Source organism: Methyloglobulus morosus KoM1 (assembly GCF_000496735.2).
In the GTDB taxonomy this organism is placed as follows: Bacteria; Pseudomonadota; Gammaproteobacteria; order Methylococcales; family Methylomonadaceae; genus Methyloglobulus; species Methyloglobulus morosus.
In genome coordinates, this window is record NZ_AYLO01000086.1 from 1 (window position 1) to 20,756 (window position 20,756).

A 20,756-nucleotide genomic window follows, 5' to 3' on the forward strand; every position below is an offset into this window, starting at 1 on the left:
CCTCATGATTCGTTGTTGAGGGCCCCATTGTGATTTAGGGCTTTAGGTTACATTTTATCGATTAATCAGGCGGCGGCGCTTTTCTCCGCGTTAGCGGCTTCGTCCAACCTTTCATTCGACCACCTATCGCATTAACCACGCTCACTTGCCCTACCCCAATCCTCCTTATCTTGCCTTCGATAGGCTAGTCGATAATCCGGCACGCCTTCGACCAAAAGGCACTCCTGTCATTTTTATTGATTTCCTTATTTGCCGCAATACGTCATACGACTAATGAGTCATCTAACGGATTGTGTCGGCATCAACTAAATTCGACAATGAATCCGACAAATTTGGTGGCCGTGTCATCAGGTAATTTTTCAACTATTTAAACGTACCGTTCAGGAGGTTAACGAATGAAAACCCTGATTAAATTAGATCTCGACAAAAAACCCTGGGAACAGGACGGCTTGATCCATAACCGCTGGCATCCTGATTTGCCGATGGTGGCTATGGTAAAGCCTGACGATGAATTTCGTGTGGAATGTATGGATTGGACGGGTGGCCAGATTGGCAACAACGATAGCGCCAATGATGTCCGCGATGTGGATTTGACTCAGGTACATTATCTCAGCGGCCCTATTGGTGTTGAAGGGGCGGAACCTGGGGATTTGATGGTAGTGGACATTCTGGATGTGGGCACCTTAGCCGATTATCAATGGGGATTTAATGGCTTGTTCGCCAAGGAAAACGGGGGCGGCTTTTTAACCGACCATTACCCCGAAGCACGCAAATCTATCTGGGATTTTCATGGCATTTATACCACGTCCCGGCATGTGCCCAGGGTTAAGTTTGCCGGCATTATGCACCCTGGCTTGATCGGTTGCTTGCCTTCCAAAGAACTGCTGGCTAAGTGGAACAAACGTGAAGCGGAGTTAATCGCGACCGACCCAGATCGGGTTCCAGCGCTGGCACTGCCGCCCAACCCGCAATCTGCAGTGATGGGAAAACTGACTGGCGACACTGCGAAAGCGGCTGCCGCAGAAGCGGCGCGTACGGTGCCGCCGCGCGATCACGGCGGCAACTGCGACATTAAAAACTTAACCAAGGGCTCGAAAGTTTATTTTCCGGTCTATGTCAAAGATGGCGGCCTGTCTATGGGTGACTTGCATTTCTCGCAAGGCGACGGCGAAATTACATTCTGCGGTGCGATTGAAATGGCCGGTTATCTGGATATAAAAGTGAGCTTGATTAAGGACGGCGTAAAAAAATACGGTATCAGCAACCCTATTTTCCAACCCAGTCCGTTAACGCCCACTTATCGCGACTATCTCATTTTTGAAGGCATTTCGGTTGATGAGCAAGGTAAGCAACATTATTTGGACGTGCATGTTGCGTATCGGCAAGCCTGTCTCAATGCGATTGCTTATTTAAAGAAATTTGGTTACAGCGGCGAGCAAGCCTTGTCGATTTTGGGAACTGCGCCTGTCGAAGGCCATATCAGCGGAATTGTCGATATTCCAAATGCCTGTGCGACGCTTTGGTTGCCGACCGAGATATTTGATTTCGACTTGAAACCCAATGCCGACGGGCCGAAGATTTATCTCGATGGTACCGTCGATACGGCAAAAGCCCACTAACCCATTCCCATACAAGGAGATTTACCTTATGCCCTTATATGAATACGAGTGTGGGCAATGCGGTGTTTTTACGGCAATTAAAAAAATCAGTGCTTTTGACCAACCCGCAGAATGCGGTACCTGTGGCGAAATCAGCGCACGGATTATTTCGGTCCCAAATTATGCACTATTGGGTAAGGCGGTACGGATTGCTCATGAGCGCAATGAGCAATCAGCCCATGAACCAAGGGCTTTACGACGCTCTGGCTGTGGTTGCAGTGGCAACCATACGTGCCAAACAGGTAATCGTAAACCAGGAAACGTCCAAGGTTTGGGGGTAACGACAAAAAACCAGTCGACACCTTTTCAAAAAGAAACCAAGTCAACTGCAAGACCTTGGATGCTAGGTCATTGAAGTTTTACGGGCAGTGTCGGTAATTGCCAAGTAATCGTTTACAGAAATTTTGTAGATTTCATTAAACCGGAGAAAGTTATGCGTGAAAGTAAACCAAAATTGAGCAACAAACTATCCTTGTCTACACTGATTTTCTTGGCGCTAGGGTTAACCTTAGGTTTAGGAAACGCAATGGCCGAGGATTATCCGACCGCGAAAGTCAATACGACAGGTTTGGCGGTTACCGATACCACGGTAACGGTCGGTATTTTGCACTCCGCTACCGGTACAATGGCTATCAGTGAAACGGGTTCGATCCAAGCCGAAAAAATGGCTATCGCCCAAATCAATGCGGCAGGTGGTGTGCTGGGCAGAAAGATTGAAGTTATCCAGGAAGACGGTGCCAGCGATTGGCCGACCTTTGCGGAAAAATCCAAAAAACTGCTGGAAAACGACAAGGTGGCAGCAGTGATGGGATGTTGGACTTCCGCTTCGCGCAAAGCCGTATTGCCCGTATTTGAAAAAGACAATGGCCTGTTGTTCTATCCGACTTTCTATGAAGGCCTGGAACAATCCAAGAATGTGTTTTACACAGGACAAGAAGCAACCCAGCAAATCCTTGCAGGCTTGGATTGGATAACGAAAGAAAAGAAAGCAAAAACCTTTTATTTGATCGGTTCCGATTACATCTGGCCGCGCACTTCGATGAAGATTGCCCGTAAGCATATCGAGCAATACCTGAAAGGCAAAGTGGTTGGTGAGGAATATGTTGCGCTTGGCGATACCCAGTTTGGTTCGGTGATTAACAAGATCAAGCTGAAAAAACCGGACATTATTTACGCGGCGGTCGTCGGCGGCAGTAACGTGGCCTGGTTTAAACAATTGAATGCGGCAGGGCTGAATGCCAAAAAGCAGACCATGTTGACGATTTCCGTGACGGAAGATGAAGTATTGGGGATCGGGGGCGAAAACCTGGAAGGGTTTTATTCGGCAATGAAATATTTCCAAAGCTTGAAAAACCCAAACAATGAGGCTTTTGTCGCCGAGTTTAAGAAAAATTATGGTGACACTGCAGTTATCGGGGACGTAACCCAGGCCGCTTATTTGGGGCCGTGGTTGTGGAAGGCAGGGGTCGAGAAAGCGGGCAGTTTCGATGTCGATAAGGTCGTTGCGGCTTTGCCGGGCTATGAATTTAAGGCCGCCCCTGAAGGCTATGTCAAGGTCGATCCCAACCATCATCTATGGAGCAAGTTGCGGATTGGACAATGGCGTAAGGATGGTCAGGCCGATGTGGTGTACGAATCCGAGTTGATCGCACCGGATCCTTTCCCCAAAGGTTATCAATAAGCTTAAGTTGGGATGAAAACCGTAGCGGCTACGGTGGGAATTTCCTGTATTACCCCGCTACGGTGCTTGAAAGGCTGATTATTGTAAGTGAAGTAAATTAGCAGGAGGCCAGTTATGTTTGGATATACGATGGATGAAATAGGGAACATTGTAGTGATGCAAGGGTTCTCTGGGTTAAGCCTGTTTAGCGTCTTGTTGTTGATGGCATTAGGTCTCGCCATTATTTTCGGGCAAATGGGTGTTATCAATATGGCTCACGGTGAGTTCATGGCGGTGGGCGCGTACACGACCGTGCTCATGTCAAAGTTGGCGGTCAAGTACGATTTGGTCCATACCTATTTTGTGTTCGCCATTATTGCCGCTTTTATTTTCGCTTTTGTCATCGGTTATCTCATCGAATTTTTAATGATTCGGCATTTGTATCATCGACCACTAGACACCTTGCTGGCTACGTGGGGTTTAAGTCTGGTCATGCAACAAATTTTCCGCTCCACTTTCGGGGCTAAAGAAGTCAGTGCGGAATTGCCCGAATGGTTGTTGGGTTCTTTCCAACCCACGCCGGATATTGATATTCCAATCAATGGCGTGTTCGTGATGGGCTTGGCGATTATCGTCACGGCGAGCGTCTATCTCTATATTTACCGCTCCAGGGGCGGCTTGCGAATCAGGGCGACGATGCAAAACCGCACGATGGCAAGTGCAGTGGGCATCAACACCAAAAAAGTCGATAGGATGACGTTTGCCTTAGGTTGCGGGATCGCGGGCGTTGCAGGTGCATCATTTACGACGATCGCTTCAACCGGCCCTACGACCGGGTCGCTCTATATTGTCGATAGCTTTATGGTCGTTGTCTTTGGCGGCGCAACCAGTTTGATCGGCACCATTGCATCAGCCTTCAGCATAGCCCAAGCCCAATCCATCCTACAATTTTTCATGTCCAGTTCCATGGGCAAGGTTTCTACCTTACTGGTCATAGTCATGATTTTGATGATGCGTCCAGAGGGCTTGTTTGCTTCCAAACTGCGGAAATAGGGGTTGCTTATGAAAGCGCTATCAGAAAAACTGTTGGGCGGAAAGCAAGGTGCAATCGCATTGGCAATCCTGGCTATGGTGCTGTTCGTAATTTTCCCGTTATGGCTGGATTCTTTCAGGCTCAGCATGTTAGGCAAGTACGTGACTTACGCCTTCGTTTCCGTCAGCCTGGTACTGCTCTGGGGGAACGGCGGCATCTTGAGTTTAGGCCAAGGGATTTTTTTCGGTTTGGGCGGCTATTGCATGGCGATGTTCCTAAAACTGGAAGCATCCGACCCCGTCAGCACTAAAATCCAAACGACGCCGGGCATTCCAGATTTTATGGACTGGAATCAAATAACGGCGTTGCCCTGGTTTTGGGAACCGTTCAAGAGCCTGCCGCTGACGCTGATATTGATATTGCTGATACCGACATTGCTGGCGTTCATCATCGGCTTTGCCATGTTTAAACGGCGCGTGGGTGGGGTGTATTTTTCCATTATTACCCAAGCCATTGCGCTTATCCTAAGTATATTAATCGTGGGACAACAAGGCTATACCGGTGGGGTAAACGGTATTACCGACCTTAAAACTTTGCTGGGCTGGGATATTCGGACGGAAACCGCAAAATACGTGCTGTATTATGTCAATGTCTGCTTACTTATCCTCAGTATCATGCTGGCGAGATACATCATCACCTCAAAATTCGGGATGCTGCTCTTGGCCATGCGCGACAAGGAGGAACGCGTCCGATTTTCCGGATATGACGTATCGGATTACAAGATATTCGTTTTTTGTGTCGCCGCCATGATCTCGGCGATAGGCGGCGCCATGTTTACCTTACAGGTCGGCTTTATGTCGCCCAGCTTTGTCGGGATCGTGCCTTCCATCGAGATGGTCATTTGTGCGGCGGTCGGTGGCCGCATGTCCTTGATCGGTGCGGTTTACGGTACGTTGCTGGTCAACTTCGGCAAGACCATGTTCTCCGAAACCTATCCTGAACTGTGGTTGTTTTTGATGGGGGGCTTGTTTATCGCCGTCGTCATGTTTTTCCCGGACGGTTTGGCTGGTGTGTACGACAAGTACAGCAAGAACTTTAAGCTTGGCGAGCTATTGGCTAAATTCAACAAAAATACCGTCAAGCGGATAGGAGATATGCTATGAGCAACACGGATTTCGTCTTGGCGATTGAGGATTTGACCGTCTCATTTGATGGCTTTAAGGCGGTTGATGGGCTGAACATGTATATCGACCATAATGAATTGCATGTTGTTATCGGCCCTAACGGGGCCGGCAAAACCACCGTCCTGGATTTGATTTGCGGGAAAACCAAATCGTCTTCAGGGTCGATCAAATTCAAGAACCGGGAATTGACCAAAATGCCCGAGCATCAAATCGTGCGTGCGGGTGTCGGCAGGAAATTCCAAACGCCTTCAATCTACGAAAACCTCACCGTCTACCAAAACCTGGAAGTCTCTTATCCCGCAGGCCGCTCGGTTTGGGGCAGTTTGACCTTCAAACGGACCGACGAGGTCATTGAGCGGGTGAACAAAATAGCCGCCGAAGTTTTGTTGACGGACTTATTACAGACCGAAGCGGCATTGTTGAGCCACGGACAAAAACAATGGCTGGAAATTGGGATGCTGCTCATGCAAGACCCGGAACTGTTGATGTTGGACGAACCTGTGGCAGGCATGAGCGCTAAAGAGCGCGATCAAACCGCCGATTTGCTCAAGCGTATTTGCCAGAACCGGTCAATGTTGGTGATTGAACATGACATGGAATTTGTTAAACAAATCGCCCATAAGGTGACCGTATTGCACCAGGGAAAAATTCTCGCCGCAGGGACGATGGACAAGATCCAGGCCAATGAAAAGGTCATCGAAGTCTACCTGGGACATTAAGGAAAGAAAGACTGCAAACCCGCATAGTAATCCCCTTTGACAGGAGTGTAATGATGTTTGCCATTGAAGATTTAAATGTCAGTTACGGACAAAGCCAAGTGATACACGGCTTGAGTTTTCAGGCGGACAAAAACGAGACGGTTGCCATTATGGGACGTAATGGCATGGGCAAGACTACCTTATTCAAGGCCCTTATGGGCATCTTGCCAAGTCACGCCGCCAAAGCGGAAGTCGATGGCGTTAATATCAATGGTGCGGAAACTTACCGGCGCGTCGCCAAGGGTTTGGCTTATGTGCCGCAAGGTCGGATGATCTTTCCCAATATGACGGTGCAGGAAAATATAGAAACCGGTTTGGAAAACGCCAAAATACGGGAAATCCCAAGCGACATCTATGCCTTATTTCCGGTGCTGTTTGACATGCGCAGACGTAAAGGCGGCAACTTAAGCGGCGGTCAGCAACAACAATTAGCCATTGCGCGCGCCTTGGTCACCAACCCCAAAGTCTTGTTGTTGGATGAACCCACAGAAGGTATCCAACCATCCATCATTAAGGATATTGCCAAGGTGCTGAACGAAATCAGGAAAATGCGTGAGATCACCATTATTGTTTCCGAGCAGGTATTGAGTTTTACGATGGATATTGCCGACCGAATCATCGTCATCGACAAAGGTCGGCTGATCCATGAGAATAAGCGCGGTGAAATTGATGCCGCCAAAATCAAGCAATATTTGTCTGTATGAAAGATATTTTTTTTTGTGACTAATTTTGCCGCGTTGGATTGAATCTTAAGTCCGCCCCACAAATACAGAACAATGGCCGTTTTCAAAAAACCTCAGTCCCACGTCGGCAATAGCCTCTTGTCATAAACTGACGACTGCACTTAATGTGCCGCCAAAAACCAAGTTGATGCGACCTGGTTATGCGTAACGCCTAACTTGACTTGGATATCATCCAAAAGATTATGCAATTGCGCCGGAGTGATACAGTAAATGTCGGTAGCCATTAAAGAAGATACCAATGCGTTCAAGTTATCGTCCAATCCTTCTGGCTTCTGAAGTCGTTTAAAGCAAGTTTCGACCTCATTGATACAATGGCTAACCGAACGCGGGAAATCTAAGTCCTTCAGCAAGTAATCGAGGACATCTCCGCTGTTGACCCGATGCCGCCGGTGCTTACGGTACATCAGCAAAGCACTCAATGATTTCAAGACATGCATCCATAAGGCATTTTCGTGTTGGCGCAATCGGTCGCTGCGGTCATCGGCCAATAAAATTGAAGCAATATCGAGTATCCGCGTCGTCATGTCGGCACGCTCGACATTTCGACCTAAGCGGATAAACTGGAGCGAATCATTGTGGCTCATGGCACCCGACAAAAACCCAGTAAAACATTGGCAACCCCGCATAATCTCATTCAAAATTAACACCCTGCCCCGGCGATTCGTTGCAGTTTCCACATTTTTCTTGGCGAACAAGTACATTTCATTGACCTGTTGCCAAGCCTCGTCTGGCATAAGTTCGCGGGATGTCCGTATATTCTCCCGGGCAAAATTCAAGGATGAGAACAACGACCCCGGATTAGCGGTGTCGGTCAGCAGGAAGCGCATCGTATTTTGTTCATTCGGGACATCGTAAAGTCGAAAAAACGCTTCCTCCGCACCAAATATTGTCAATAGGTTGCGCCAACTGATTTCTACGTCCATCGGCATGTCAAACATGAGGTTCATGTAGACACTCAATAACCTAGCCGTATTTTCAGTCCGTTCCAGGTAGCGCGCTAACCAATATAAGCGTTCGGCAGATCGGGATAACATATTTACCTATCCGTGTTGATAATCCAGGTGTCTTTGCTGCCGCCGCCTTGCGAAGAATTGACAACCAAGGATCCTTTTTGCAAGGCAACACGGGTCAATCCACCAGCCGTCACAAAACTGCTTTCACCTTGCAGGATAAAGGGCCGTAAATCGACATGGCGCGGCTCCAGTTTATTGTCGCATAGAGTTGGACAGGTTGATAACGCCAATGTGGGTTGGGCAATATAATTCCGTGGATTGGCTTTAATGACCTTACGGAATTCTTCAACCTCTGTTTTTGTGGCATGTGGCCCGATCAACATACCATAACCACCCGATTCGTTGGCTGGTTTCACTACCAATTCATCCAGGTGTTCCAATACGTAAGAAAGTTGCTCAGGGTCGCTACATAAGTAAGTCGGCACATTGGGCAGTATGGGTTCTTCATTAAGGTAATAGCGGATCATTTGTGGTACAAAAGCATAGACCACCTTATCATCGGCAACACCCGAACCTGGCGCGTTCGCTAACGCTACGTTACCCGCCTTCCAAGCCCGTATAAGGCCCTTCGCACCCAATAAGGAATCTTTTCGGAATACCTCGGGATCAAGGAAGCGGTCGTCGATACGTCGATAAATGACATCCACTTTTTCCAGCCCATTGATGGTACGCATATAAACATGGTCATCTTCCTGCACGATTAAATCGGCGCCTTCGACCAACTCTGCACCGATTTGCTGAGCTAAAAAGGCATGCTCAAAATACGCCGAATTGTAAATCCCAGGCGTCAGCACGGCAATCCGTGGTTTTTTAATATCATTGGGCGCCATGGATACCAACATCTCAAACAGATGGGTGGGATAATCGTCAACGGGTTGTACATCCAAGTCTTGCAGTAATTCCGGGAACACTTTTTTGGTAATGACGCGGTTTTCGATCATGTACGACACGCCGGATGGGACGCGCAAATTATCTTCTAGCACATAAATAGTGCCATCTTTGTCCCTGACCAGGTCGCTGCCACAAATATTCGCCCATGCACCAAATTTTGGCGTCATCCCCACGCATTCTTTAAGGAAATTGCTCGAGCTGTCAACAATACTTGCTGGTATCAACCCTTCCTTGATATAAGATTGGCCGTTATAGGTATCGTTGATAAAACAGTTTAAGGCTTTAAGCCGTTGCTTCAAGCCGACTTCCACACGCCGCCATTCGTTGTTTTCGATAATACGAGGGATGATGTCGAACGGCCATGCCCGGTCGATATTGCCTTCGTCGCTGTATACCGTAAAAGTGATGCCCATTTCCATGATTGCCATGTCTGCTGCAGTCTTTCGGATATCCAGTGCCTTATGGTCAAGGCCAGCCAAATAATTACTTAAGCGGTCGCTAGACGGCCTGGCCTGATTTGTCGGCCCACGCATTTCATCATATGCATCAGTAACTGTGTAGTGTTCCCATAGCGAATCCATAGCTTAGACCCCGTATTTGTTGACTTATTAATTTTCTCACTCATATTGCAAAAAAAAGGCGCTCATTCTTTGACAAGAAAAGCGCCCTAAGAAGGTACAACACACGATGAGAACAACTATAAAACCTTTCATAATAAAAATGAGCATTATTAATGCCAAGTTTAAAGAATTAGCCATACCCTATTCTTTTAGTTAATCCATCCCAAGTACAACACAAAATTTATTAAAGGCATCCTTTCCACATTCCTTAAACGAATGACTTCTACTGACGAAGCCATCCTATACCAAAGCCACATTTTCCAGCCTATTTATTGTTGGGTTTCGTATAAAATGCGGCTTGCCTAATACATTATTTATATATAAATCAATAAAATATAACTCATTGTCGGCATTTCAAAAATTATGCGTGTTTGTGTTAGGGACATTTCAATTTACATTTGAGGCCCGTTCAATGGCTGATTTCGACCATCTCCCCTAACTATCGAATTTGTATTTTTTGCATATTTATCGCCCACTCTTTTATGCGGATAAGCGTAATGAATTTTTATGTCTTACTGAATTGGTGCGTACCCAAAAACTTTTGCACAATATCAGTGCATATCGCATGTTTAATTTTTACTTTGCCGACAGGCCGGGCCCACTAACGACGCTCATGCCCAAACTCAAGGATCACTGGCGCACCTTGATTGTAGATAATGATTTGTTTTTTGTGTTCGGTATTGGCGGGGGCGATGGTTTTTACTTCAATATCCTTGCTATCGTCCTTGTTGGGCGTTGCTTGCACGTTGTCAGTTGTTGGGGGTTTTTCAACAGCGCCAACGGGAGCTTCCTTGGTTTCAATTCGGATTTCCGGCATCCAGCTAGGCGACTTAATGGTCGTTGAACCCGTCGTCTTTTCAGCTTTCTTGGGCCATTTAACCTCGCTTAATAAGTTGAAACAAACTGTGCTGATATGATCGGCAAGTTTATCTTCGCCCGAGAAAACCTTGCTTGTCTTGTCTTCGACAAACCCTAATTTGAGTTCGCTGGTTTGAACAGGATGGGCAATAGCCGTCAATACACAGGTAATAGGCAAAACATCGGCCTTTTGAAAGTCAATGGCACGCGGGTCTGAATTGCCGGCAGAAAAGGAAAACCCGGTTGGAGTCGCACTATGCGTGACTACACCGACTTTCGCCCTAAGGATATGGCTATACGATTCGCCGTTTTTAGTGCCCATCGGATAATTCCAATCGGTAAGATTCTTGCTGACTTCTTCAGCTAAACCTTGAGGGATAACGGTGCCGTCATCGGCAGATATTTGCATCTCAATGCGACCAGGGTTGCTGAAGTCAAATGCAGACTGGGTTTTTACTGTATTTGTTGAACAGGCGGCTAAGCTACACAATGCAGTCGCGCAGATAGGCTTGATTAAATAATGTTTTGGTATATTCATGAGGTTTTAGAAGGATGTCTCTTGTCCTAACAGTAATGTAACATTAACTGATCGGATATATGTCATTTAACTCATCAGTTAAATGACGCATTGCGCAAATTTTACTTTAGCAAAATAATCACACTAGGTTCAGAGTACGGCATCATTTTGCTTAAGACAATTATAGAGCATATCGTGTAGTTTCTTGGAGATAGATAATGAGGTCAACACTATGAATAAATTTGTAAAAAGCGAACCCTATCCGTTCCCCTATAATGGTGACTTAAGGCCGGAAAACACGTGCCTAATCATTATCGACATGCAAATTGATTTCTGCGGTGAAGGTGGCTATGTCGATAAAATGGGTTACGATATTTCCTTGACAAGGGTACCCATTGAACCGATACGCCGCGTTCTGGAAACTTGCCGCAAACAGGGCTTCCACATCATCCATACCCGCGAAGGCCATAGGCCGGATTTATCTGATTTACCCAAGAACAAACGCTGGCGCAGTCAGCAAATAGGCGCTGGCATTGGCGATGTCGGGCCGTGCGGACGGATACTGGTGCGCGGCGAACCCGGCTGGGAAATCATCCCCGAACTAGCTCCATTAGCGGGTGAATCCATTATCGACAAACCCGGCAAAGGGTCATTTTATGCAACCGACCTGGATTTGCTACTGCACAATCGCGGCATTGACAATATTGTCCTTACCGGTATCACAACCGACGTTTGCGTCCATACCACTATGCGCGATGCCAATGACCGTGGCTTTGAATGCTTGCTGTTGGCGGACTGCTGTGGTGCAACCGATTTCGGAAACCATCAGGCGGCCCTGAATATGATCAAGATGCAGGGCGGCGTATTTGGTGCAGTATCCGATTCGGAAAGTTTTATCGAAGCCATTTCGTGAACATGATAGCCATCAAGTTCCAGGTTGAAGCGCCTTGAAAACGGCAATCAATGGCTTATCCCTGTACCTAATTAAATTAAGGAAAGCCTACCTTAGTCGGACATTGACTGTCTCGGAAGTTATCCATGATATTTTAGGTCGTGTCGCGGATTTTAAGGACTACAACATCTGGATCAGCCTAAGGAATCCCGGAACACTGTTGTCGGAAGCCAAAAGACTCGAACAATTCGATCCAGAGCAATTGCCGCTGTATGGCATTCCTTTCGCCATCAAAGATAATATTGATTTTGACGGGCTGCCGACCACTGCGGCTTGTCCCGATTTCAGTTACTTGCCCCAGCAAACGGCTTTTGCAGTGCAACTGCTCATCGATGCAGGCGCGGTATTGATTGGCAAAACCAATATGGACCAGTTTGCCACCGGCCTTAACGGTACGCGCTCGCCGGAGCCGTATGGTATTTGTAAAAACGCACTGAATCCTGATTATATCGCCGGGGGATCAAGCTCAGGCTCGGCGGTGGCCGTGGCGTTGGATATTGTCAGCTTTTCGTTGGGGACAGATACCGCCGGTTCTGGGCGTGTGCCTGCAGCTTTCAATCATATTGTCGGATTAAAGCCGACGCGAGGCTTAATCAGTTGCTCTGGTGTGGTACCGGCCTGTAAAAGCCTCGATTGCGTCTCGATATTTACTCATACGGCGGCAGAAGCGGAATATCTGCTGGATATCTTGCTTCCGTACGACCTAAATGACCGCTACGCCCGCGATGAACGACTATTGGAGTCGCGCCAAGTTGTGGGCAAAGATTCCAAGCTACGTTTTGGTGTACCAAAATCGGATCAATTGAACTTTTTCGGCGATGAAGAAAGCGCCGCCCTATTTAACCAGGCGATTGCTGCCCTGAAAACACTCGGCGAAGTTGTGGAAGTCGATTTCCAGCCCTTTTTGGAATCGGCAGCCTTATTGTATGGAGGGCCCTGGGTCGCAGAACGCTATGCAGGGATACAGCACTTTATCGAAACCCAACCGGAGGCGTTACTTCCCGTCATCCGACAGGTACTGTCGACCGCGCAAGACAAAACCGCCATCGACGCATTCAATGCATTTCATCGCTTGCAAACACTTAAACGACAGGCACATGAAACACTGAGCGGCCTGTCGTGTATGGTCACACCGACAGCACCGCGCATTTACCGGATTGACGAAATGCTTGCCGATCCCGTAACACTGAATAGCAATCTCGGTTATTACACCAATTTCATGAATTTACTTGATTTGTGCGCGGTGGCAATACCGTCGGGTTTTTATACCAATGGCCTTCCTTTCGGCATCACATTGTTCGGCACGGCGTTGTCGGACCGGCGTTTGCTGGGTTACGCCCAGCACATTGAGGAACTGCACCAACCCTATCCCACGCAGACGGAGCCCAATGACAATCCCGACCTTTCGATGCCCCCTTCAACCCGTTATCGGCGTATTGCCGTATGCGGCGCGCACATGCACGGACTGGCGTTAAATCAGCAACTACTTGCTCTCGGTGCCCGATTTTACGCGACTGCACGCACTTCAGCCAACTATCGGTTGTATGCCTTGGCGATAGCTCCTCCTGAGCGTCCGGGCCTAGTACGGGATGAAGCACAGGGACAACACATAGCCCTGGAACTTTGGGAGTTACCCAAGGAACATTGGTCTGCTTTTATCGGAAACATCAATAGTCCCCTTTGCCTTGGTTCGGTAGAACTTGAAAACGGCCGATGGGAATACGGGTTTTTGTGTGAAAACTACCCGATCACCCATTCTGTTGAAATAACGCACTTCGGCGGATGGCGTAACTACCAGAAAGCAAAATCGACAGAAGGTAGCTAATGTACCCACCATTCGGTGCCGCGTATTCAAACTTAACCGGTTGGATTAGATAAAGTAGGATTTTAGAGGAGTCGTGTCTCAGTGAGTTAATGTTTCTTAACATTTCGGGTTAGAAGATCGCTCGGTATCGTGGGCAATTAGTCCGCAATAAACTGAACGGGCTTATGCCAATGCACCAGCACCGTACAGCCATCTTCACTAGAGACACTATGCTGGGATCCCTCAGGGTTATAAATGTAGCTCCCTGCCGGATAAAGCCCTCTTTCGTCCTTCTGCGAACCTGACAAGACGTAAATATGCTCATCGCCAACATGTAGATGGAGAGGTACTGAAGCCCCTGGCTCATAGCGTATCAACCCGACACTGTAAGCGCTGTGCGCATCCTGGAACAAAATGCGTAACGAAACGCCTACGCGAAGTTGTTGCCAGCCGGAATCGTTGTTTTGAATCATTTCGGGAGACAGTGAAAACGGCGTGCAGGTAGATGACTTGTCCATAATGTTCTTGGTTGGAATGTGAATTTATTAAGATAGGAAGTGTAACAGCTTGTATTTAAATTTGTATCGGCAGGCTTACGACGAAGTCATGCTCCAGATTAATGCGGGTCGCACCAAATTAGCCAAAGCCTATGCACTAATACGGCATAATTCGACTGGATTAACGCTGATGTAAAATTAATTAATCATTTATAAACAATGAGTTTGAATAAATATTCGATGTTTTAACCGATGGCACATGATTTGCTGGTATTTGAGGTTAATCATTGCCTTATAGAGTAGTTCTGCAAACTAACCGCTTAAAGGATTCGCTATGTCGACTATTGAAATTAATGCCGAACCAGAAGCCATTGCAATAGAAATCGCCAAAACAGCCGTTGTCATGATTGATATGCAGCGTGATTTTCTTGAACCGGGTGGTTTTGGCGAATCCCTTGGCAATGATGTTTCCCTGCTTTCTGCCGCGATAGAGCCATGTAAGGCATTATTGGATGCCGCAAGGCAACATGAAATGCTGGTGATCCATACCCGTGAAGGCCATCTTCCTGACCTGTCGGATGCGCATAAGGCTAAGGTTGAACGCGGGGACCCTAGCTTGCGTATCGGGCAACTAGGGCCGATGGGACGTATCCTGATCCGTGGCGAGCCGGGTCAGGATATTATCCCTGAACTGTATCCGCAATTGGGTGAACCGGTTATTGATAAGCCTGGAAAGGGAGCATTTTATGCAACTGATTTGCAATCGATACTGGAAACAAATGGCATTGAAAACTTGATAGTCTGTGGCGTCACTACAGAGGTCTGCGTGCATACCACCGTACGGGAGGCGAATGATAGGGGTTACCGTTGTATTGTCCCCGGCGATTGTTGCGGCTCTTATATACCGGAGTTTCATGAAGTGGGCTTACGCATGATTAAGGCGCAAAGCGGTATTTTCGGCTGGGTCACAGATTCGCATACGATTTTAACTGCAATGAACATATAGAAACGGAACGGAACGGAACGGAACGGATGTATTTTTTAATTTAAGCATATAAATAAGAGGGCATCATGACAACAGAAAAAAAAGTTAATATTTGGACACCCGGCGATTGGAATGCTTTCTTTGGTTTTGGAACCAATATTTTGGTAAACCTGCTGGTCTTGACTGGCCTGTTAAGATTTGTGCTGAAAATGCCCGACGAGCTGGTTTTTGGGCGTATTCTACCGGCCACCGGGCTCATGCTGTTTTTGAGTACAGTCTACTATGCATGGCTAGCCTACAAGTTGGCCCAAAGTAGCGGCAGGGATGACGTTTGCGCATTACCTTCAGGCATCAGTGTGCCTCACATGTTTGTGGTCGTTTTTGTCATCATGTTGCCTATCTCTCTCACGACTGGCGACCCTATCAAGGGCTGGGAGGCCGGTCTAGCCTGGGTATTTATACAAAGTTTTGTGTTGATGTTGGGGGGCTTTATCGCCCCTTTTATCCGAAAGGTCACTCCGCGTGCCGCACTATTAGGAACGCTCGCCGGTGTTTCAATTGCTTTCATCTCCTTGCGGCCTGCCTTGGAAATGTTCATGACACCGGTGGTTGGCGTAGTATGCTTCTCAATTATCCTGGCGAGCTGGTTCGGCGGTGTGCGTTATTTCAAAGGCATTCCGGCAGGCTTGGTTGCTATTGCTGTAGGCACATTAATCGCATGGGGTTCTACTGCCTTGGGATTCAATTACGGTGGCATGAGTTTGGAGAATGTGTCTGCATCGCTCGCCAATTTTGGCTTCTCTTTGCCAATGCCTGCTATCGACCATGTTTTTTCAGGGTTCGAATTCTTGGGCGTGATCCTGGTGACGGCAATTCCATTCGGTATTTATGATCTGGTTGAAGCCATGGATAACGTGGAAAGTGCGGCAGTAGGTGGGGATAGTTACCCGACAACCCGTGTATTGAGTGCGGATGGTGTTGTTAGCCTAATTGGTTGCATGATGGGCAACCCATTTATCAACGCCGTCTATATTGGCCATCCTGGCTGGAAATCCATGGGTGGCCGCATAGGCTATTCAGCCGCTACCGGAATTACCGTACTCGTGCTGTCTTGGATGGGTATCATTGCGCTGATGGCATCGCTCATACCAGTCGTCGCCATTTCACCGATCCTGCTTTATATCGGTATGCTCATTGGTGCGCAGGCATTCCAGGAAACGCCAAAAAGTCATGCACCGGCCATTATATTGGCATTGATGCCGAATCTTGCTGCATGGGGGAAGCTGCAAATTGACAATGCCTTAGGGGCAGCGGGCACCAGTGCCGCCACGCTCGGCCTCGATAAATTGGGACAATCAGGGATACTCTACCATGGCTTGGAAGTACTTGGCGGCGGCGCCATACTTGGCGGACTGATGTTAGGCGCGATAGCGGCTTTTATTATCGAGCGGGAGCTAGTCAAAGCCGCCCTATTTGCTTTAGCTGCAGCGGCATGTACGTTTGTGGGGTTAATGCACGGGGAAGCCATCGGCTTCGGTAAATCGTTGCCGGTGACCTTTAGCTACCTTGGCGTGGCGGGCATTCTCTTGCTGTCGTCAAAATACGCGGAAGTGACAGCGGCAGCCCCTGATGAAATCCATTATGAAACAGAAACTCGCCGTGTAAGTACCGAAACGACGTAATGGTCATCCGTTAAACCATCCCCGGTAAAGCCGGGGATGGTTATCATTGATTGATAGTCTCCCAAATAGGCTTGCAGACCACGCGCTCATCTCAGTCGACTGTTGTGTCAAAAAACCCCCTCGCCTAAAAAACTTTCCCCCGTAAAATCTTTCGGTTTACCCCTGAATTTCCGGTCAATCAAAATCGCACAGTTCTACCTGGTAAACGCGACTATATTCGAGACCGCGTATTTCGGCAGGAGAATGCCCAAGCACTTGCGGGCATCGATATCAAATAACTTTTTCAAAAAGCCGACAAATATAAACAGGCAATAAGTAATTGGATATACGTCAATTAACGTATGAGTTATTTAACGTATTGTGAACCTTTCCCCTAAACATAATACTCATCACAGGCCTGGATGTGGCCGCATTTGTCTATTCCAAATGCTTAAACTAGTCATACTGTAAATTCTTAGGGGATATGTTATGAGTGATACGAAACGAACTATGGTTAGAATGAGGAGCGAACCGCTATTGCCGACACTGCCGACAATTGCATTACTGATGTTGGCAGTAATCCATGCGCCTCCAACAGAAGCGGGGGCCACTTTTAAGATTGACGACACAAAATGGGTTAGCATCGGCGCTGGCATAAGAACCAGCTTTACAGCCGCTGAGGACAGTGCGGGAAGGCCCGGAGCCAAGGAATGGTCGACGGACTTCGCCTTGAACAATCTCCGTCTTTACATGAATGCCCAAATCCATAAGTACATCAAATTTACCTTCAATACAGAATGTTCTAATTGTGGTGACGGCGGCGATATCCGTATTTTGGACGGGATCGCCCAATTTGAATTTACTGATTACGCTAACCTATGGGCGGGGCGTCAGTTAGTGCCTGAAGGCCGTATTGAAATGAACGGTCCTTTCTACAGCGCCACTTTTGAACCGTTCAAAATGCCCTTCGAACCTTCTGATTCAACTATCCAAGGCGCCCTGCCAGGACCCGATGCCGGGACCTTCGGTCGTGATGAAGGGGTAAATTTCTGGGGTTCCACTCTCGATGGTCATTTGAAATATGTGTTTGGCGTCTTCGAGGGCTTGAAGCGCACTAACTATACGACGGGAGGCCCTACCGCCAATGCGGACAGTAATTTACTGTACGCTACCCGCATTGCTTACAATATCCTCTCCGCAGAAAAAGCACCAGGCTATTATACCGGCGGTACTGCTTACGGCGCCGACGGTGATGTGCTGACTGTAGCTGGCTTTGCCCAGTATCAAGTGGACGGTGCCGGAACTTTTGCCAATCCAGGAAATTTTCTGCTCACGGGTGGGGACGTCAAATTGGAAAAAGTATTTGGTAACCAAGGGGTGCTGACCGCAAACGCTGAATATAAAAATTTCGGCATCAGTTATTCCCACGGCGCACCCGCACCCGGCACTGTTGATGACTTTATCGTTGGCGGCGGTGGCGGCGGCCTCAATCACGGATTCCAGGGAGATGCCGTTACCGGTAACTTGCTTTATCTGATTCCCCAAAAGATCGGAATCGGCCAGTTCCAACCCTATGTCATGTATACCGAAGTCTTTACCCGGAATGGGCCAGATCAAAGTGAATACGAGGCTGGTATGAACTACATCATCGACGGCCATAACGCGCGCGTCTCATTGTTGTGGCAAGGCGGCGACCTTTCCGGCGGCGGCGGAATCTGGAATCCCAGTGCTAATGGTACCTTCACGAATGCGATTAAACTCGGCGTTCAGCTCCAAATCTAACGCTTAACAATAAAAAATGATTAGCATCATTTCAAGTATTTAGGAATAAAAAGCCCTGGGGCTTTTAATGATGCCATGTCGATGGTTTTAATGCCATAAAGATTGTCTTTTTCAAAACAAAATTTAACTACACTCAATTGGGAGAATAAGTTTAGATGAATATTTTATCTGTAAAGCTACGGTGCATGATCTTTGCGAGTACGGTAACCGTCCTAACATTAATCGCCGGTAATGCTAAAGCCGAAGACACCATTAAAGTCGGTATATTACATTCCTTATCAGGTACGATGGCGATCAGCGAAACCACACTGAAAGACACCATGTTGATGTTAATTGACGAGCAAAACAAGAAAGGCGGCTTGCTCGGGAAAAAGCTCGAAGCGGTAGTTGTCGATCCCGCTTCCAATTGGCCGTTGTTTGCCGAGAAAGCCCGCGAATTGTTGACCAAAGACAAGGTGGCTGCCATTTTCGGTTGCTGGACATCGGTATCGCGCAAATCGGTCTTGCCTGTTATTGAAGAATTGAACGGTGTCTTGTTTTATCCCGTGCAATACGAAGGCGAAGAGTCTTCAAAGAACGTGTTCTATACGGGCGCTGCACCCAATCAGCAAGCGATTCCTGCGGTCGATTATTTGATGAACGACCTGAAAGTGAAACGCTGGGTCTTGGCGGGAACCGATTACGTCTATCCCCGCACGACCAACAAAATCCTTGAGGCTTACCTTAAAGCCAAAGGCGTGGCCAAAAAAGACATCATGATTAACTACACACCGTTTGGTCATTCCGATTGGCAAAGCATTGTTGCCGACATCAAGAAGTTCGGGTCGACCGGCAAGAAAACGGCTGTCGTTTCAACGATCAATGGCGATGCCAACGTACCTTTCTACAAAGAACTGGGCAACCAGGGCATCAAGGCGGAAGACATTCCGGTTGTGGCGTTTTCAGTCGGCGAAGAAGAGTTATCCGGCATAGACACCAAACCGCTGGTCGGGCATCTTGCCGCATGGAACTATTTCATGAGCGTCGATACCACCAAAAATGCCGCGTTTATCAAGCAATGGCAGGATTACATCAAGAATCCAAAACGGGTGACTAACGACCCGATGGAAGCGCACTACATCGGTTTCAATATGTGGGTAAAAGCCGTTGAAAAAGCCGGTTCGACCGACCCCGCCAAGGTCCAAGATGCCATTATCGGTGTGGAATTCCCTAACCTGACAGGCGGCACGGCCAAAATGTTGCCCAACCACCATATCAGCAAACCCGTGTTAATCGGTGAAATCCAGGATGATGGTCAATTTGCTACGGTCTGGCAAACCAATAAGGTTGTTGATGGCGATGCATGGTCGGACTACTTACCCGAAAGCAAACCTATTATTGCCGATTGGACGGCACCGATTAGTTGCGGTAATTACAACACCAAAACCAAAAAGTGTTCAGGCCAAAACTATAAGTAATACGGTTTTAGGCGGGCAGGTTTCCTTAACGGATAAGGTAAAAAGTTTGTGGTATCAGAAACAAGATTGTTCCCTGTTGCAGACTTTATCCAACCTTCGGAAGACCTGCCTATCCGCTCAGTGGTGCTCGAAACACCAGAATCTGTGATTGTCGTGTGGTACGTCAATCCAGGGCAAGAAATTGCAGCTCATGTTCATCCGTATGGACAAGACACCTGGACAATATTGTCGGGTACGGCTGACTATTTTCAAGGTAACGGAATAGTCAGCCGTATCAAAACTAACGATATTGCGGTGGCGAAACCCAACCAAGTGCATGGTGCAAGAACGGTCGGCAACTCACCTTTTATATTCGTCTCGGTAGTTGCCCCTGGTGGTGCGGGTTACGCCTTAGCCGATAAATAAAAACGAATTCGGATGCGCTTAGCAAGCCGACTCTACCTATACGAAACCTAGCCAATTATGCTTGTGCAGAATTTTATTCAGGTAAATAGTTCCCACGTTCCGACGTGGGAATTCATCCAGCAACGCCCTAGCGTTGCGCGACGCTGGAGCGTCACAAACAGCATTCCCACGCCGGAGCGTCACTGCCATTAAGTTAAGAAATACTTTATATTAAAAACAGTGAGATAATTAACCTATTTAAAGTAAGTTATGAGTAAAAAACGTGCACAATCCGTCTT

Annotated in this window: 18 protein-coding genes; 14 read left to right on the forward strand and 4 right to left on the reverse strand. The window is 47.6% G+C overall.

The window, feature by feature from the left end; genetic code table 11:
• Positions 1-395 precede the first annotated feature (395 nt).
• The 7 genes from fmdA to urtE all read left to right on the forward strand — a co-directional run bounded on the left by fmdA (position 396) and on the right by urtE (position 6,997).
• On the forward strand, positions 396-1,619 hold the full coding sequence (fmdA, locus tag MGMO_RS11170) for a formamidase (protein ID WP_023495159.1): 1,224 nt from the start codon (positions 396-398) through the stop codon (positions 1,617-1,619).
• 28 nt (positions 1,620-1,647) lie between these two features.
• The gene (locus tag MGMO_RS11175) at positions 1,648-2,013 is read left to right on the forward strand and encodes an FmdB family zinc ribbon protein (RefSeq protein ID WP_023495160.1); all 366 of its coding nucleotides are present in this window, start codon (positions 1,648-1,650) and stop codon (positions 2,011-2,013) included.
• Between the two features lie 78 nt (positions 2,014-2,091).
• Positions 2,092-3,339: an urea ABC transporter substrate-binding protein gene (gene urtA / locus MGMO_RS11180; protein WP_023495161.1), complete on the forward strand. Its 1,248-nt coding sequence runs from the start codon at positions 2,092-2,094 to the stop codon at positions 3,337-3,339.
• Positions 3,340-3,453: 114 nt separating this feature from the next.
• A complete protein-coding gene (gene urtB / locus MGMO_RS11185) occupies positions 3,454-4,371 on the forward strand; it encodes an urea ABC transporter permease subunit UrtB (RefSeq protein ID WP_023495162.1) in 918 nt (305 codons plus the stop codon).
• A gap of 9 nt (positions 4,372-4,380) precedes the next feature.
• On the forward strand, positions 4,381-5,514 hold the full coding sequence (gene urtC / locus MGMO_RS11190; protein ID WP_023495163.1) for an urea ABC transporter permease subunit UrtC: 1,134 nt from the start codon (positions 4,381-4,383) through the stop codon (positions 5,512-5,514).
• Positions 5,511-6,254 (forward strand): urea ABC transporter ATP-binding protein UrtD, encoded by a 744-nt coding sequence (gene urtD, locus MGMO_RS11195; protein ID WP_023495164.1) that lies wholly within the window; start codon positions 5,511-5,513, stop codon positions 6,252-6,254. Before urtC ends, urtD begins: the two co-directional genes overlap by 4 nt.
• Before the next feature lie 50 nt (positions 6,255-6,304).
• A complete protein-coding gene (urtE, locus tag MGMO_RS11200; protein WP_235557271.1) occupies positions 6,305-6,997 on the forward strand; it encodes an urea ABC transporter ATP-binding subunit UrtE in 693 nt (230 codons plus the stop codon).
• Positions 6,998-7,137: 140 nt separating this feature from the next.
• Here the strand turns inward: urtE and MGMO_RS11205 are convergent, their stop codons facing one another.
• From MGMO_RS11205 to MGMO_RS11215, 3 genes are all read right to left on the reverse strand, one after another.
• The gene (locus MGMO_RS11205; protein WP_023495166.1) at positions 7,138-8,070 is read right to left on the reverse strand and encodes an alpha-E domain-containing protein; all 933 of its coding nucleotides are present in this window, start codon (positions 8,068-8,070) and stop codon (positions 7,138-7,140) included.
• Positions 8,071-8,072: 2 nt separating this feature from the next.
• Positions 8,073-9,521, reverse strand: a complete 1,449-nt coding sequence (locus MGMO_RS11210; RefSeq protein ID WP_023495167.1) for a circularly permuted type 2 ATP-grasp protein — start codon at positions 9,519-9,521, stop codon at positions 8,073-8,075.
• A gap of 640 nt (positions 9,522-10,161) precedes the next feature.
• Positions 10,162-10,956: a hypothetical protein gene (locus MGMO_RS11215; protein ID WP_023495168.1), complete on the reverse strand. Its 795-nt coding sequence runs from the start codon at positions 10,954-10,956 to the stop codon at positions 10,162-10,164.
• Between the two features lie 211 nt (positions 10,957-11,167).
• On the opposite strand from MGMO_RS11215, the gene biuH reads away from it, so the two are divergent.
• Both biuH and atzF read left to right on the forward strand, forming a co-directional pair.
• Positions 11,168-11,848 carry a biuret amidohydrolase gene (gene biuH, locus MGMO_RS11220; RefSeq protein ID WP_023495169.1) on the forward strand — a complete coding sequence of 227 codons (681 nt, stop codon included), beginning with the start codon at positions 11,168-11,170 and terminating at the stop codon, positions 11,846-11,848.
• 34 nt (positions 11,849-11,882) lie between these two features.
• Positions 11,883-13,712 carry an allophanate hydrolase gene (gene atzF, locus MGMO_RS11225; RefSeq protein WP_023495170.1) on the forward strand — a complete coding sequence of 610 codons (1,830 nt, stop codon included), beginning with the start codon at positions 11,883-11,885 and terminating at the stop codon, positions 13,710-13,712.
• A gap of 137 nt (positions 13,713-13,849) precedes the next feature.
• On the opposite strand, the gene MGMO_RS11230 is transcribed toward atzF, so the two are convergent.
• Complete coding sequence (locus MGMO_RS11230) at positions 13,850-14,209, reverse strand: cupin domain-containing protein (protein ID WP_023495171.1); 360 nt, start codon at positions 14,207-14,209, stop codon at positions 13,850-13,852.
• 313 nt (positions 14,210-14,522) lie between these two features.
• Between MGMO_RS11230 and MGMO_RS11235 the strand changes: the two genes are divergently transcribed.
• From MGMO_RS11235 to MGMO_RS11255, 5 genes are all read left to right on the forward strand, one after another.
• Entirely contained in the window at positions 14,523-15,194 is a 672-nt protein-coding gene (locus tag MGMO_RS11235; RefSeq protein ID WP_023495172.1) for a cysteine hydrolase family protein, read from the forward strand.
• Positions 15,195-15,259: 65 nt separating this feature from the next.
• A complete protein-coding gene (locus MGMO_RS11240) occupies positions 15,260-16,855 on the forward strand; it encodes a hypothetical protein (RefSeq protein ID WP_023495173.1) in 1,596 nt (531 codons plus the stop codon).
• A gap of 468 nt (positions 16,856-17,323) precedes the next feature.
• On the forward strand, positions 17,324-18,616 hold the full coding sequence (locus MGMO_RS11245) for a hypothetical protein (protein ID WP_023495174.1): 1,293 nt from the start codon (positions 17,324-17,326) through the stop codon (positions 18,614-18,616).
• A gap of 185 nt (positions 18,617-18,801) precedes the next feature.
• Positions 18,802-20,073 (forward strand): urea ABC transporter substrate-binding protein, encoded by a 1,272-nt coding sequence (gene urtA / locus MGMO_RS11250; protein ID WP_235557272.1) that lies wholly within the window; start codon positions 18,802-18,804, stop codon positions 20,071-20,073.
• Between the two features lie 48 nt (positions 20,074-20,121).
• Positions 20,122-20,478, forward strand: a complete 357-nt coding sequence (locus MGMO_RS11255) for a cupin domain-containing protein (RefSeq protein WP_023495176.1) — start codon at positions 20,122-20,124, stop codon at positions 20,476-20,478.
• The last annotated feature ends 278 nt before the right edge of the window (positions 20,479-20,756 follow it).